The 15,594-nt window shown below is 60.8% G+C and carries 7 protein-coding genes; 3 read left to right on the top strand and 4 right to left on the bottom strand.

Annotation, left to right across the window (positions count from 1 at the left end):
* The coding region (locus tag GJ700_RS28090) for an IS3 family transposase (protein ID WP_154380261.1) at nt 1–464 on the top strand (464 nt) is incomplete at its 5' end.
* A gap of 49 nt (nt 465–513) precedes the next feature.
* On the opposite strand, the gene GJ700_RS28085 is transcribed toward GJ700_RS28090, so the two are convergent.
* The 4 genes from GJ700_RS28085 to glnE all read right to left on the bottom strand — a co-directional run bounded on the left by GJ700_RS28085 (nt 514) and on the right by glnE (nt 10,472).
* Nucleotides 514–969 (bottom strand): cache domain-containing protein, encoded by a 456-nt coding sequence (locus tag GJ700_RS28085; RefSeq protein ID WP_154380259.1) that lies wholly within the window; start codon nt 967–969, stop codon nt 514–516.
* A 159-nt stretch (nt 970–1,128) separates the two neighbouring features.
* The gene (locus tag GJ700_RS28080) at nt 1,129–3,975 is read right to left on the bottom strand and encodes a TonB-dependent receptor domain-containing protein (protein WP_154380257.1); all 2,847 of its coding nucleotides are present in this window, start codon (nt 3,973–3,975) and stop codon (nt 1,129–1,131) included.
* A gap of 260 nt (nt 3,976–4,235) precedes the next feature.
* A complete protein-coding gene (locus GJ700_RS28075) occupies nt 4,236–7,166 on the bottom strand; it encodes a TonB-dependent receptor domain-containing protein (protein WP_154380255.1) in 2,931 nt (976 codons plus the stop codon).
* A gap of 591 nt (nt 7,167–7,757) precedes the next feature.
* Nucleotides 7,758–10,472: a bifunctional [glutamate--ammonia ligase]-adenylyl-L-tyrosine phosphorylase/[glutamate--ammonia-ligase] adenylyltransferase gene (gene glnE / locus GJ700_RS28070; protein ID WP_154380253.1), complete on the bottom strand. Its 2,715-nt coding sequence runs from the start codon at nt 10,470–10,472 to the stop codon at nt 7,758–7,760.
* A 151-nt stretch (nt 10,473–10,623) separates the two neighbouring features.
* On the opposite strand from glnE, the gene GJ700_RS28065 reads away from it, so the two are divergent.
* Nucleotides 10,624–14,754: a YhdP family protein gene (locus tag GJ700_RS28065; RefSeq protein WP_154380252.1), complete on the top strand. Its 4,131-nt coding sequence runs from the start codon at nt 10,624–10,626 to the stop codon at nt 14,752–14,754.
* Entirely contained in the window at nt 14,751–15,548 is a 798-nt protein-coding gene (locus tag GJ700_RS28060; RefSeq protein ID WP_154380250.1) for a carbon-nitrogen hydrolase family protein, read from the top strand. The genes GJ700_RS28065 and GJ700_RS28060 overlap by 4 nt, the downstream gene beginning before the upstream one ends.
* Nucleotides 15,549–15,594: the final 46 nt, after the last annotated feature.

Here is a 15,594-nt window from a genome sequence, read left to right as displayed (position 1 = left end):
ATGTGACGGAGTTTAACGTCGCCGGGGACAAGCTCTACTTGTCCCCCGTCATGGACCTATACAACGGAGAAATCATCGCTTTTGAAACGGCCCGGCGCCCTGCCTATCAATTGGTAGGCTCCATGCTTAAGAAAGCGTTGGCAAAGCTCTCCCCCAAGGACAAACCATTGCTGCACTCCGACCAAGGATGGCAATACCGCATGCCGGCATATCGACGGGCGCTGCGGCGCAGCGGGGTACAGCAAAGCATGTCGCGTAAGGGAAATTGCCTCGATAACGCGGCCATGGAAAGCTTCTTTGCAGTGCTGAAGACTGAATTCTTCTACCCTGGAAAATTTAGCAATATTGAAGAGCTGCAGAACGGGATCCAGCAGTACATCCACTACTATAATCACGAGCGTATCAAGCTTAAACTAAAAGGGCTGAGTCCTGTGCAATACAGGACTCAGCCCTTGGCTACCTAGCAAACTAAACCGTCCAAATTCTGGGGGTCAGTTCAATCGGCGGGTTTTTTTATTTATAGACGCCGGAGCCGATAAAGAAATCACCGACCCGCTCCACGTAGCCGGATTTGCCTTCGACCGCCTTGGTGGCGGGATTGGGGAATTTATAGTCGACCCAGCCGCTGCCTTTTTCTTTGACCACTTTGACCATTTCCTGGATCATCGGCTTGCCTTCCACGTCGCGCATGTCCAGCAAGGACTTGCCCACCATCTTGGGATTGGTGCCGTGCGCCAGCGACACGCCGTTCAAGTCATAGACATAAACGTATAAGTCGCGATCATGGAAATCCTTGTTGGCGGGATCGCCGATGGCGGCCAGAGTCTTGTCCTTGCCATCGGATTTCACCATGGCGACTGCTTTTTTTACCATGGCCACAGCTTCATCCGGTGTGGCTTTGTCACCTGCCTGGGCAGGCAAAGTGAGCGCGCCCAGCATGAGGGCGAGTCCGCCGAGGAATGCTTTCATGTTTGTCTCCTTTTATGTTTCTCTGAGACACAATATGCCAGAGACGCAGATGGGGCCTCAAGCATTTCGACTACGTACGTGGTTATGCTGAAGCCGGGATGCCACAGTTCCATAAAAAAAGCGGGCCCGCAGGCCCGCTTCGTCTTGCAACGTTGCTGATTACTTGAATGCGTACTCAGCCGTTACGCGTACCATACGGCGTTGCACGTCTTCGCGGCTTTGCGGGATCACCGCGCCGCCGGTGGCGTTGAACGAGCGCAGGTTCGCCGGTGGACGCTTGTTCTGGATGTTACGCACATACAGCGACAAGGTCAGGTCCTTGATACCGGTCCAGCGCAGGTTGTAGTCCAGGCGGTGGTAGTCTGCCAGGCGGCATTCGTCTACCGTCCAGCCGCGGGCCGCGCAACCTTTCACCGTGTAGCTGTTGTCGTAGTAATCCGTGTTCAGGCTGGTGCCTTTTTCAAAGATGCCACGCAGGCTGTTGGTGAAGTTGCCGGTCGTCAGTGCTGCCGACATGTTGGCGATCAGCTTGGGCGAGCCGTAGCGGCCAGCCAGGTTGTCGCCGTAGCTGCCGCCGTTCAGGGTCGGGGCATAAACCTGGTAGTTCAGCAGGTAAGTGCTGTTGCCGTCCAGGTTCAGTTTGCCGACCGGGGTTTGGAAGCTGGTCTTGAAGGCAACGTCCACACCGTGGGTACGGGTCTTCGCCACGTTCTCGAACTGGCCGGAAATCGACGCCAGCGGGCCAACGGCTACGCCATATTTGGCGCGTTCCGCTGCGCTGAACGTCTTGTCGCTGGCAAGCGACTGACGGTTGATAATGCCGGCTGCCAGCGTGTCTTCCGCTTCCAGCAGCTGGTCATTGTCCTTGGTGCCGATTTCATCCTTGCGGGTGATGTGCCAGTAGTCGACCGTGATCGACGTGCCTTTGACTGGTTCCAGCACGAAGCCTACCGATTTGATCTGCGACAGTTCCGGCTTCAGGTCCGGGTTGTTGCGCACGATGCTGGCCACGCCGACGCGGCATTCACTGCTTTCCACGATGTCCGCGCGGGCCAGGTTCAGCGCCTTGTTCGGATCGGTGGCCGGCAAGCCCTTGGCGGCAGTGCGCAAGTCGTTGGCCAGTGCCTGGGCCTGGTCGCAACGCTTAGGATCCACCACGCCGCTGCTGAAAGCGAACTTGGTCGATGGCGCGCTTTCCGTCAGGTTAGGGGCGCGGAAGCCCGTTTCATAGGTGCCGCGCACCAGCAGTTGTGGCGCCACTTCCCAGCGCACCGCCACTTTCGGCGAGACGTGGGCATCGAAGCTGCCGAATTTGTCGACGCGGGCAGCGCCAATCAAGTCCAGTTTGGACGCCAGTGGAATGTTGATTTCCGTGAAGGCCGATGCGGCGTTACGGTTGGCGTCCGCGATCGATGCGCCGTTGCCGACGATGTCGCCGTCGCGCAGCGCCTGGGTTGGGCTGATCATGAACGCTTCATGGCGCAGGTCGCCGCCAGCGGCGATGCCGACTGGACGGCCCATCAGCGTGGTCAGGTCGCCCGTGATCTTGCCGTCGACGAAGTACTGGGTCACTTTACCGTCGTAGCCATAGGTCGGGAACAGCGTCGCCAGCGTGGCTTCGGAGTTGGCCTGGCCCAGTTTGTAGTCGCGGTTGAAGAATTGCGGATCGTTGGCCAGCGTGTAGTCGCCGATGACCTTCTTGAAGCCGGAGTCGGAGAAGCTGCCGCGGCTGCGCTGCTTGGTCTTGCCGCCGGTGATGCCGACTGCGGAATCCCACTCGTAGCCCTTGTAATTGCCTTTCAGGCCCGTCAGCAAGCGGTATTGATCGCTTTCCGCCATGCGCTCGGATGGCGCGTCCATGAAGCGGTAACGCAGTTCCAGTTGCTTGCCCGACGTATTCAGCGGGTGGGTTGCCGGAATGAAGCGGTAGGTAAATGCTTTACCCTGGCCAGTGCGAGGATCGCCCCATACCGTATCGGCCGTGGTGGAGCCATACGTCTGGAAGGCGCTCATGTACTCGGTCTTGGTGTGCGAATACAGTAACTCGGAATAGCTTTCCAGGCCATTGCCCAGGTCGAAGGTTGCGGTGACCAGCGAGTTGACGCGGTCAGCGGACGGCTGCACTTCGAAACGGCTGAAACGGTCGTGGACGCACTGCTTGGCGGAGTTCAACGTGGTGCAGCCTGGCAGCGAGCCTTGGCCGATCAGGTTGCCAGGGTAAGCGAAGGTCGACGGTGCACCACGGTTGCCGAACATCAGGCCGCTGCCTTCCGCAACCGCGCTGAATTTCTGGCCGTAGACCGGGTTGATGCCATCGACGACCTGGCGCCAGTTGACATTGTTACGCTGGAAAACTTCCACGTTGGCCATGACGTTGTAACGGTCGGTGGCCAGTTTGCCCCAGCCGCCGGTCAGGCTGGCCGTGCTGGTGGTGAAAGCGTTGCTCTGGGTCGACTGGTAGTGGCTGGCGCGCGCCACCAGGCCATTGAAGTCGGCGCGGGTGATGATGTTGATGACACCAGCCACGGCGTCGGAACCGTAGATGGCGGAGCCGCCGTTCTTCAGCACTTCAACGCGTTCCACCGCGCTGATCGGCAGGGTGTCGAGGTTGGTGAAGACTTCGTTATAGTCGGCCAGCGCGTACGGCGCCACGCGGCGCGAGTTCAGCAGCACCAAGGTCGATTGCTTGCCCAGGCCGCGCAGCGACGCGCCGGTACCGCCGGAAGCGAACGAGTTGCTGCCGCCCAGGTCGGACAGCACGTTGTCGGACGCGGTCAGCGTATCCAGTAATTCGCGCACGGAATTGGCGCCGGTGCGCTCGATTTCCTCGCGCTTGATGACTTGCACTGGCGACGCGGTTTCCGCATCGACGTGGCGGATGTTCGACCCGGTGACGATGACTTTCTGAATTGGTTTGGCGCCTTCTTGTGCCATGACAACGTGGGTCGATGCCAGGGTAAGGGCAACGGCCACCACACTGCGCTTCAACAGGATTTCTGTCTTCAAAGCTTCCCCTCTGCGGTTTAATTATAGGAAGGCAGAATTATAGGGACGGCAACAGAAAACCTTGGCAGGAAAGCTTAAGAATTATGTCATGTGTTACGGTTTCCCAACAGAAATCATACTTGCCGTAACAAATCGATAGATTTTTTGTCACCTTTTTCTAAAACGAAAAGTAACTGAAAGCAGCGCCGCAAAAAGTAAAAAGCCCCCGCCATCGCTGGCAGGGGCTTCGATGCTGGCCCCGTTCAGGGCCATGCAGGTGGTTACAGGCTGACGCGCACGCCGAAGTAGTAGCGGCGGCCGATCGGGTCGTACACGGAAGCGTTGGTTTCCGTGCCGGTGTCGTTGCCTGGCAGACCGCTGATGATTGGAGGCGGTTTCACGTCAAACGCGTTGTCGATACCCAGGTACAGTTCCGTCGACTTTTTCAGCGCATAGGTGAACTGGAAGTCGTTGTACACCTTGGAACCGATCGAGATCGAACGGGCCGGCAAGTCGTACTGTTTCAGGAACTGGTCGTCCAGCGCCACTTTGCCGTTGTACGTGGTGGTGGAGCTGATGCCCCATGCGCCCCACTTGTACGCCAGGTTCAGCACAGCCTTGTGTTTCGGCGTGGCGCTGCCTTGCGCGTCGCTGATCTCGCCCGCGTTTTCATCCTTTTCTGCGGTCGGCAGCGGCTTGTCCCACAGGGTCTTCACATAGGTGTAAGCCATGTGTGCGCTCATGCGGCCAGGACCGACGCGGTCAGCCCACGATGCGGTGAAGTCCACGCCTTCGGTGCCTTTGCCGCCGCTGTTCGACACAGCGGTGTCGCTGTAGCGGATGGCGCCGGCGCTGGTGTTACCCGTGAAGGTAGGCCAGCGGGTGACGAATGCGCAGAAGGCAGGGTTGGCGCCGCTGTAGCACTGTTCCAGCGAGTACTGGCGCGGGGTGCTGACGATCGCGTCTTCGATGTCGATCTTGAAGTAGTCCGCCGTGAAGGTGAACTTGCTCAGTGCAGGAATCGAACGCGGGGTCAGCACGATACCGACGGTACTCGACTTGCCTTTTTCAGCCTTCAGGTTCGGGTTGCCGCGGTTGTAGCCGGATACGCCCTGGATGTCAGGCTGGGTCAGCGTGAACTTGCCGTTGCGCTGGATGTTGGCCATCACGCCCGGGTCGGCGCGGCAAGCCACGTCATAGGTACCGGTCGAAGTTGCCGTCACGCCCACGCATGGGTCGGTCACGCTTGGGAAGTCCTGGCTAGGAGGCGAGAACAGTTCATTGATGTTTGGCGCACGGGTCGACACGGCCTTGGTACCGCGCAGCTTGATGTCGTTGGTCGGCGCCCATTCGAAGCCGGCGTTCCAGCTGTTGGTTTTGCCAACGGTGGAATAGTCGCCATGGCGGTACGCCGTCAACAGGCTCAGCTGCTTGGCGAACGGTGCATCTTTCAGCAGCGGAATGCGCGCTTCCACGTACGCTTCGCGCACGTCATATTTACCGTAGGTCGGCGGAATCGCGTTGCCCGCGTTCAGGCCGGACTGGGTCAGCGGATCGGCCACGCTGGCCGATTCTTCCTTGCGGTATTCATAGCCCAGTGCGACGGACAGCGGACCCGCCGGCATTTGCAGCAGGTCGCCGGAAATCGAGCCGCCAGCCAGTTTTTGAATAATCGAGTTATCCAGCGAACCTGGCGCCGTCACGTATTTCAGCGCTTCCGGCGAGATCGAGTTGTAGCCGAACACATTGATCGGCACGCAACCCTGTTCGCGCGCGTGCGCGTCCAGGCACATGACGCCGCCCGCAGGGTTCGGGATGGCTTCCAGCGCATTGCGGAAGTTCATCACGTTAACCTGGCCGGTGGAGACTTGCGATTCCTTGGTTTTGCCGTAGGAAACGAAAGCTTCATAGTTCCAGTCCTTGACCGTGCCTTTCAGGCCGGTCGCCAGGCGGAACGTGCCGCGGTCCGCATCCGAATGGCGCGAGCCCACTTCGGACAGACGGCGGGTGAAGTAATAATCGCGCAGGCCGTCACCGTCGGTGTCGCTGATGCGGTCGAACAGGTAATTCGGCACGATCGGGTTGCGCACCAGTTTGCCGTTAACCATGAATTCGGCAGGAATCTGGCCGCCGGTGGCAGGATAGATGTTTTCTGCCGCCAATGGGAACGGTTCGATGTTGGTCGACACGTGGGTCTGCGAATAGGTACCTTCGAAGAACGCCGAGTGGTCCTGGTTGAACGCGAAATTGCCGCTGGTGGCGAACAGGTAGCGTTCGGTCGGCACCGCGATGGCGCGGAAGTCGGAACGGTTGAAGCCCGTCGCCGCAGCGGTTGCGGAACCGTTGGTGCTCCATGGGATCACGTTGCCGTTGCGGTCATAGGTATAGCTGCCGGTATCGTGGAAGAAACGGCCTTGCGGAGCATAGCTGGAATAGAACGGACGGGTCGGAACGAACGCGTCCGCCGCTTCGCCGGTGCTGGCGACCATTTTCGAGAACTGGTCGACGGCGGCGAAGTCGCGGTCGCGCGACATCACGGCGCCCTGCTTGGTGTAACCGAAGTGGGTCATGATGTTGCTGTTGCCGTCCGCCGAGGTGGTGCCCCAGGTCAGGCCCAGCTTACGCTTGGAATCGTCGCCGCGGTCGCTCTTGCCGCCTTGCGCGTCGATGGTCATGCCGTTGAAGTTGCGCTTCAGGATGACGTTGACCACGCCGGCCACGGCGTCGGAACCGTAGGTAGCCGATGCGCCACCGGTCAGCAGTTCAACGCGCTCGATGAAGTCGGTCGGAATCGTGTTCATGTCGACCGCGGTGTCGCCCGGCACGCCGGAAACGAAGCGGCGGCCGTTGACCAGCACCAGCGTACGGGAGTCGCCCAGGTTACGCAGGTTGACGGTGGTGGTGCCGCCGCCGGAGGTCAGGAAGTTCGAGTTGGTGCGGCTCAGCGAAGGAGCGCCCATGGTCGGATTCTTTTGCAGCAATTCCTGCAAGTTGGTTGCACCCGAAGCCGCGATGTCGGCCGCGCTCAGCACTTGCAGCGGCGATGGCGAATCCGCATTCGGCGATTTGATGCGCGAACCCGTCACTTGCACGGTCTGGATCGCATCGGGGGTGGCTGGCGCCTGCTGTGCGGATGCGGTTTGCACAGTCAGTGCAAAGCCGCTCAGGCACAACAAGCGGATGGAATTCGATAATGCCCGTTCTCTCATCATTGCTTCCTTCTCGGTATTGATAAACGATAAAGCAAGCCAATGTAGTCACGGGCATGTAAGTGCGTCAACACTGCGCACTTATCGAATTGTATTAACTTGTTTCAACTCAACACTTAACCGGTATTTCACGAGGGAATATATGTTGCATTATGGAATGATGATATCGCTACGTTTATTCTTATTATTTTGAAAATAATTTCATGCACCATCGTGCAATATTGGTGTTTTGTTCAGCTCGATCGCGGTTTTACATGATTGAAATTCTGTCATCTAAGGTATTCCCGTAGGTAATATTTGTAGTGGATTGCTGGAAAATACATGAAACGATGGAACTTCAGCATGAAAGCAGCGCCGTTTTGCATGTAACAACCGAAACAATTCTTTCCTTCTGGAATATGGTAATTTGTAGTGCTAAAACAACGAAAATCCGCTGAAGCATGCATTCCATCATGCAAGTTGCAGGTGTCATAATTGCAAGAATGTCAGGCGGTGGGCGCCGCGAAAGGCGTGATAGCCCCGGCATGGAGGAAGGAAATGGCAGGCAGGATCGCGCGCAAGGCGCCTCCCCGGCGCCCTGCGTGTTTCACGTAGTTATTGGAACAAGGTGTTCCATAAATCAATGACATGCTGTGCATGGACGGCGACGCGGTCCGGGTCGACCCGCGCATTTTCCTGCCCCTGTAAACGCAACTGGTGTTGCAGCTTGCGGTAAGCGCGGTATGCATTGGCGGCGTGCGCGCCTTGTTCCGCATCGATTAACCCCAGCTCGCCGCACATTTTTAAAAGAGCAATATTCCCCACATTGCCCGTCAATTGCGCATAGGCGTGTGCGTGCTGCAGCACCAGGTATTGCACGATGAATTCAATGTCGATCATGCCGCCCGCATCCTGCTTCAAGTCGAACAGGTCGGAACGGTTCGGGCGGGCGTCGGCCATGCGCTTGCGCATCGCCAGCACTTCCGGCTTCAACGGTCCGTCGGCCGGGCGCTCCCTGCGCAGCACCTTGCAGCGGATGCGCTCGAATTGTTCGCCGATCGCCGCGTCGCCGGCGCAGAAGCGGGCCCGGGTCAGCGCCTGGTGTTCCCAGATCCATGCGGAACTGTCCTGGTAGCGTTCGAACGCCTGCACCGACGACACCAGCATGCCGCTGGCGCCGTCCGGACGCAGCGCGATGTCGATGTCGAACAGGATGCCGGCCGACGTGTGCGACGTCATCCACGTGATAAACCGTTGCGCCAGCTTGGCGTACTGGGCGGGGGCATCCTGGTCGTCATCGTCAAACAGGAAAATCACGTCCAGGTCGGAGACATAGCCCAGTTCCTTGCCGCCCAGCTTGCCGTACGCCAGCACGGCAAAGCGGGGCACCTCGCGGTGGCGGGTGGCCACGGTCTGCCAGACGGCATTGATGGTGGCCGCCACGATCACATCGGCCAGGGCCGATAAATGGTCGGCCAGTTTTTCCACCGTTAAATCGCCCGCCAGGTCTTGCGCCAGCAAGTGGAACAATTGCGCGTGGTGCACTTCGCGCAGGATGTCCATTTGCCGTTCCGTGTCGCCCGCCGCCAGCCGCAACTGTTCGTCCAGTTCGGCCGCCAGCGTGACCGGGTTGAACACGGCATTGTGGATGCGGTCGTCCAGTAACTCGTCGAGCAGGATAGGGTGGCGCGTGAGGAATTTCGCGGCCCAGCCGCTGGCGTGCATCATGCGGATCACGCGCTCCAGCGTATGCGGATATTCCGTCAGCAGCGATAAATATGCGGAACGGCGGGCAATGGCTTCCAGGAAGTCCAGCAGGCTGCCCAGCGTGACCAGTTGGCTGCCGATGGCCGATTGTTCGGCCGTGCTGGCAATCAGCGGCAGCGCCATATTGACCAGCGACACCAGGCGCTGGCGCGACGCTTCCGGCAGCGATTGCAATTTCGGCGCCTGCCAGGTGGCGATCAGTCGCTGGGCGGCGCCGGCCGGGTCTTCGTAACCCAACGCGGCAAAGCGCGCTTCGATGGCTTCCCGGTTGTCCGGGTCGGTGCAATCGCCCGCGGTTTCCGTGTCGGGCTCGCCTTCGCTCTTGTCAGCAAAGATCGCATCGAATTGCGCGGCCACGAAGGCGCGGTGGCGCGCCAGTTCGGCCAGCAATTCCGGCACGTCCGGCATGCCCATCCAGTGGGCCACGACGTCGCGGTCGCCTTCGCTGGGCGGCAAGGTATGGGTCTGGCCATCGTCGATGTATTGCAGCCGGTGTTCCAGGTTGCGCAGGAACGAGTAGGAATCCAGCAATTGCTGAACCGTGTCAGCTGTCAGCAAGCCTTTTTCCGGTAACAGGCGCAAGGTGGCGCGGGTCGAACGGTCGCGCAGCGTGCTGTCGCGCCCGCCCCGGATCAGCTGGAAGACCTGGGCCAGGAATTCGATTTCACGGATGCCGCCCCGTCCCAGTTTCACGTTGTTGCTGCGGTCCGGGTGCAGCCGTTCCTGCCGGTTCACTTCCGCGCGGATTTGCGCGTGCATGTTGCGGATCGCGTCGATCACGCCGAAGTCCAGGTAGCGGCGGAACACGAACGGCCGCACGATGGCTTCCAGCGCCGCGATATCGGCCGGCTTGCCGGTGACGGCACGCGCCTTGACCCACGCATAGCGTTCCCACTCGCGGCCCTGCACGATCAGGTATTGCTCCACCATGCCCAGGCTGGCAGCCAGCGGGCCGGAATTGCCGTTCGGGCGCAGCGCCATGTCGACGCGGAACGTAAAGCCGTCTTCCGTGATTTCCGCCAGCGCGGCAATCAGCTTTTTGCCCATGCGGACAAAGAATTCGTGGTTCGACAAGCCGCGCTGGCCGGCGCCGGCCTGGGTATCGCCATCGTCCGGATAGACAAAGATCAGGTCGATGTCGGACGACACGTTCAATTCCGCGCCGCCGTGCTTGCCCATGGCCAGCACCATCATTTCCTGCGTATCGCCCGTTTCGGCGGATACCGGCACGCCGTGCGCCGCCGTCATTTCTCCATATATATCAGCGCAATGCGCCTGCACGGCAAAATCCGCGAAGCGCGTCATGGCGGTCACCACTTCGTGCAAATCGGCGTGACCGTCCAGGTCGCGCCGGATGATGCTGCATACCAGCAAGTTGCGCAGGCGGCGCATTGCGCGGCCCAGCGGCAGCGGCTGGCCGCCGGCGTCCGTCTGGGCGGCCAGGCAGGCCGCCAGGTCCAGTTCATGCAGCGGGGCTTGCGCCAGGGCGGCGACTTGGGCGGGACGGGCAGGATCGGCGCTGGTCCAGCGCTGGTAATACCGGGATGCGTCGGTGTGGGACATGAAGTTGTAAAGGACTGGTAAAGGACAGGTAACGTAGTGTAATCGGAGCGGGGCGGGGTCTTACCATCGGTTAAAATGACAACTTATGGCGGAAAGTCAAAGACGATTTTAGCGATTTATTACAAGCCGGGCCCGAATTATTAGCGTATTGATGCAAAAACCGCCAGCAGTGACCGAATCCGGCAGCACGTCCTTATCCGTGCGCTGGCAACGGCTTCGTGCGGCCTATCGCGTCTGCAATCTGGCCACCCACCACGTGCTGGGCTTCACGCTGAAACTGATCCTGGTGCTGTACTTTGCATTTGGCCTGCTGTTCCTGTCGCTGCGCTACCTGGTCTTGCCCAATATCGACCATTACAAGGCTGATATAGAACAGCTGGCCAGCCAGGCGCTCGGCAACCCCGTCACCATCGACCGGATTTACGCGTCCTGGACCGGGCTGCACCCCACCTTGTTCCTTGGCGACGTGCGCTTGCGCGACAAGGGCGGCAACCAGGTGCTGGCGCTGCCCAGCGTGTCGGCCACGTTGTCGTGGTGGAGCGTGGCGGCGCTGGATGTGCGCTTCCAGTCGCTGGAACTGATCCGTCCCAACCTCGACGTGCGGCGTGCCGCCGACGGCAAACTGTATGCGGCCGGCGTGTATATCGACCTGGACCGCAAGGGCGACGGCAAGGGCGCCGACTGGCTGCTGGCGCAGCAGGAAATCGTCATCCGCGAAGGCCGGCTGGACTGGACCGATCAACTGCACGCCCGTCCCACCCTGTCGCTGGATAACTTGAACCTGGTGCTGCGCAACAAGTGGCGGCGCCACCAGCTGGCGCTGCAGGCCACACCTTCCGCGGAATTGGGCGGCCCCGTCGATGTGCGGGCGGATTTCGTGCATCCCACCTTTGCCCAGCGCCCGTCCGATGTGCGGCTGTGGCAGGGCGAGATTTATGCCGATGTGCAAAAGGCCGACCTGGCCGCATGGAAAACCCATGTGAATTACCCGCTCGACGTGCAATCGGCCATGGGTTCCGTGCGCGCATGGGTGCGGCTGGACCATGCCAAGCTGGCCGCCTTCACCGCCGACGTGGGCTTGCAGGATGTGACAGCCACCCTGGGGCCGGACTTGCCCGCGCTGGACCTGGAACAGGTGCAGGGCCGCATTTCCGCCCGCGAAGAAATCCCCGCCGCCCTGCAAAGCGGCCAGCCCGCGTTCGGTGCGCTGGGCCACGCCATCACGCTGACGAATTTTTCCCTGAAGACGCGCGACGGCCTCGTCATGGCGCCGACGAATTTGTCGGAACGCTTTGCCGCCGCCACGAAGAAATCGCCGGAACGCATGGAAGTGTCGGCCAGCGTGCTGGACTTGCACGTGCTGGCCGCGCTGGCGGCGCATTTGCCGCTGTCGGCGCAGCAGCGCCAGGTGCTGGCCGACGTGGAGCCCACGGGCAAGCTGGTCGATGTGACTGCCACGTGGTACGGCGCCTATCCTGCTCTGAACTCTTATCTCGTCAAAGGCAAGCTGGACCACCTGGGCATGAAACCCCGCGCGGCGCGCCTGCCCGTGCCGAAAACCGCCCACGCACCCGCCGTGCGCGGCATGCCGGCGCTGCCGGGTTTCGACGGCTTGTCCGGCACGCTGGAAGCCAGTGAAAAGGGCGGCAACTTCACGCTCGACGCGGACAAGTCCGTGCTGCGCATGCCGGATTACTTTGCCGAAGGCGATATGGCGTTCGACCGCCTCAACGGCAAATTCAGCTGGTCGTTCGAAGGCAATGAACGGTTGAAAGTCGACGTCGACAACCTGGTCTTCAGCCAGGATGGCTTGACGGGTTCGCTGACGGGAACGCACGCGGTGCCGCTCGATGGCAAGAGCGCCGGTGTAGCGGATTTCGTCGGCAAGCTGGACGGGTTCGATGTGAAAAAAATCGGCCGCTACCTGCCCGTGCAAACGCCGGAACATTTGCGCCTGTGGCTGACGGGGGCGCTGGAAGAGGGCCGCGCCGACGACGTGCACTTGCGCCTGCGGGGCGACCTCGCGCATTTCCCGTTCCCCGACAAGAGCAAGGGCGAATTCAAGATCGGCGGCCGCATCCACAATGGCCGCCTGAATTACGATCCGGGTTATTACGCCAAGGATGGCAAGTCGCCCGTGTGGCCGGTGGCGGACAAGATCAAGGGCAGTTTCCTGTTCGAAGGTGTGCGCATGGAAATCCGTGGCGACACGGCCGTGACCGGCAATGTCGCGCTGTCGAACGTGAAAGCCGTGATTCCCGACCTCAGCATTCACGACAGCATGCTGGAAATCGACGGTACTGCCCTGGGCGCAATGCAGGATTATGTGCACTACGTGGCGGCCAGCCCCGTGCTGGAGTGGATCGGCAACTTTACCGATGAAACGTCGTCCACGGGGAATGCCAGGCTGGGCCTGAGCTTGCGGCTGCCGCTGGCCAATCTGCATGATTCGAAAGTGCAGGGCGTGCTGCAATTGCTGGGCAATGACGTGACCTTGTGGCATGACATGCCGCCGGTGCTGGGCGCGACGGGCAAGATCGAATTCAATGAAAAGGGCGTCAACCTGAACGGCTTGTCCGGTTCGTTTGTCGGCGGTCCCGTGGCGGTCTCGGGGGGGACGCAGCGCGACGGGTCGATCCAGGTGCGGCTGGCCGGCGCGGTCACCACCGATGGCTTGCGCAAGACCTGGCCGGCGCCGGAAGTGCAGCGCCTGGCCAACCACTTGAACGGCAGCGCCCGTTACAGTGGCGTGGTGGTGGCGCGCGACCACCATTATTCCGTCACGGTCGATTCCAACCTGGCGGGCCTGGGGCTGGATTTCCCCGCGCCGCTGGTGAAAAACGCGGCGGAAACGTTGCCGCTGCGGCTGGTGCTGTCCGGTGACAGCGGCGCCACCGGCATCATGCATGACGATCTGCGCATCGCGCTGGGCGCCGGCATGTCGGCGGCTTACCAGCGCCAGCGCGTGGGCAAGGGACCGTGGAAAATGCTGCGTGGGGGCATCGGCGTCAATATGCCTGCGCCGGAACCGGACAGCGGCCTGGCGCTCAATGCCAACCTGAAATCGCTGAACGTCGACCACTGGATCGACCTGGCCGACCATATTGCCGGCAAGCCGGATCCAAACGCGCCGCCGCCTAATCCGAATGGGGCCGCGAATGGTACGGACATCGCGCAATACGTGACCATCGATGCGATGGCGGCGCGCGCCGGCGAACTGGTGCTGGGCGAACGCAAGCTGGATAACGTGGTGGCCGGCGTCACCAACCAGAAAGGCATCTGGCAGGCGAACGTGGAATCGCCGCAGGCCGCCGGGTACATCACGTGGAATACCAGCGCCGCGGGGCAGGGCATCGGCAAGGTGACGGCGCGCCTGTCGTCGCTGATCATCCCGTCGTCGTCCGCCAATGAAGTCAAGGATTTGCTGGAAACCAAGGGTTCGCAGGCCGCCATCCCCGCGCTCGATATCGTGGCGGAACGCTTCGAGCTGTTCAACAAGCCGCTGGGACGCCTGGAGTTGCAGGCGTATAACGCGCCGGCTTCGCGCGAGTGGAAAGTGTCGCGGTTGTCGCTGGCCAATGCCGACGGCGAATTGAAGGGCACGGGCCGCTGGGTGGTGGGCAAGGATGGCCAGCACCACAGCAGCCTGAATTTCGAACTGGATATCCTCAATGCCGGCAAGTTGCTGGACCGCTTCGGTTTTGCCGACACCCTGCGCAACGGTAAAGGTTCGCTGAGCGGCGAGATTGCATGGAAAGGTTTGCCGTATGCGTTCGATATCCCGAGCCTGTCGGGCCAGCTGAAACTGGACGTGGCGAAAGGCCAGTTCCTCAAGCAAGATCCGGGCGCCGCCAAACTGCTGGGCGTGCTGAGCTTGCAGGCGCTGCCCCGCCTGCTGAAACTCGATTTCCACGACGTGTTTTCCGAAGGGCTGGCATTTGATGGCATTACCGCCAATGCCGCCATCAACAACGGCATTGCCCGCACGGAAAACTTGAAAATGCACGGTGTGGCCGCCACTGTGCTGATGGCAGGCTCGGCGGATATCGCCAATGAAACAACGAATTTGCACGTGCTGGTGATGCCTGAAGTGAACTTTGGCACGGCGCCCCTGATGTACGCGCTGGCGGTCAATCCCGTGATCGGCCTGGGCAGTTTCCTGACCCAGCTGTTCCTCAGCCAGCCGCTGTCGAAAGCCTTAACGTATGAAATGCAGGTGACAGGGCCGTGGAAGGCGCCTGTTATTACGAAAATCGATACGCGCAAGGAAGCCAAACAATGAATACCGTTGCCGCCATCCAGATGGTCTCCACGCCATCCGTTGCAGACAATCTCGCCACCGCGCGCCGCCTGATCGAACAAGCCGTGTCGGCGGGGGCGAAACTGGTGCTGTTGCCGGAGTACTGGGCCATCATGGGCTTGTCCGACAGCGACAAGGTCAAGGTGGCCGAACCGCTGGGCAGCGGCCCGATCCAGGAGTTCATGTCGGCCATGGCGCGCCAGCATGGCATCTGGCTGCTGGGCGGCACCTTGCCGCTGGCGTCCGATGATCCAAACAAGGTCGTCAATACCACGCTGGTCTACGACAGCGAAGGCAAGCACGTGGGCCGCTACGACAAGATCCACCTGTTCGGCTTTACCAAGGGCACGGAATCGTATGACGAATCGCGCACCATCGTGCCGGGCCGCAATGTGGGCGTGGTGGAAACTCCGGTTGGCAAGGTCGGCATGTCGGTTTGCTATGACTTGCGCTTCCCCGAACTGTACCGCGCCATGGGGCCGCTGTCGCTGATCGTGGTGCCTGCCGCCTTCACGTACACAACGGGCCGCGCGCATTGGGAAGTCTTGCTGCGCGCCCGCGCTATTGAAAACCAGTGCTATGTGCTGGCGGCGGCGCAAGGTGGCGAACACGTCAATGGCCGCCGCACGTGGGGCCACAGCATGCTGATCGACCCGTGGGGCGAGATCAAAACCGTGCTGCCCGAAGGCGAGGGCGTGGTGCATGGTGAGATCGACCCGGTCTTTATGGCTTCGGTTCGGGAAAGCTTGCCTGCGCTAAAGCACAGGACCATGTGACGAATACGGCCTACACGCATACAATGGCGGCAATTCTCTGAAAAGG

The sequence above is a fragment of the Pseudoduganella rivuli genome (assembly GCF_009674485.1).
GTDB classification, from domain to species: domain Bacteria; phylum Pseudomonadota; class Gammaproteobacteria; order Burkholderiales; family Burkholderiaceae_D; genus Rugamonas; species Rugamonas rivuli_B.
This window is presented reverse-complemented; position numbering and strand designations above follow the sequence as displayed.

What these genes read in the sequence shown, in the direction of transcription:
- GJ700_RS28085 (WP_154380259.1), bottom strand. Translation starts at nt 969, where the DNA reads ATGAAAGCATTCCTCGGCGGACTCGCCCTCATGCTGGGCGCGCTCACT.
- GJ700_RS28075 (WP_154380255.1), bottom strand. Translation starts at nt 7,166, where the DNA reads ATGATGAGAGAACGGGCATTATCGAATTCCATCCGCTTGTTGTGCCTG.
- glnE (WP_154380253.1), bottom strand. Translation starts at nt 10,472, where the DNA reads ATGTCCCACACCGACGCATCCCGGTATTACCAGCGCTGGACCAGCGCC.
- GJ700_RS28065 (WP_154380252.1), top strand. Translation starts at nt 10,624, where the DNA reads ATGCAAAAACCGCCAGCAGTGACCGAATCCGGCAGCACGTCCTTATCC.
- GJ700_RS28060 (WP_154380250.1), top strand. Translation starts at nt 14,751, where the DNA reads ATGAATACCGTTGCCGCCATCCAGATGGTCTCCACGCCATCCGTTGCA.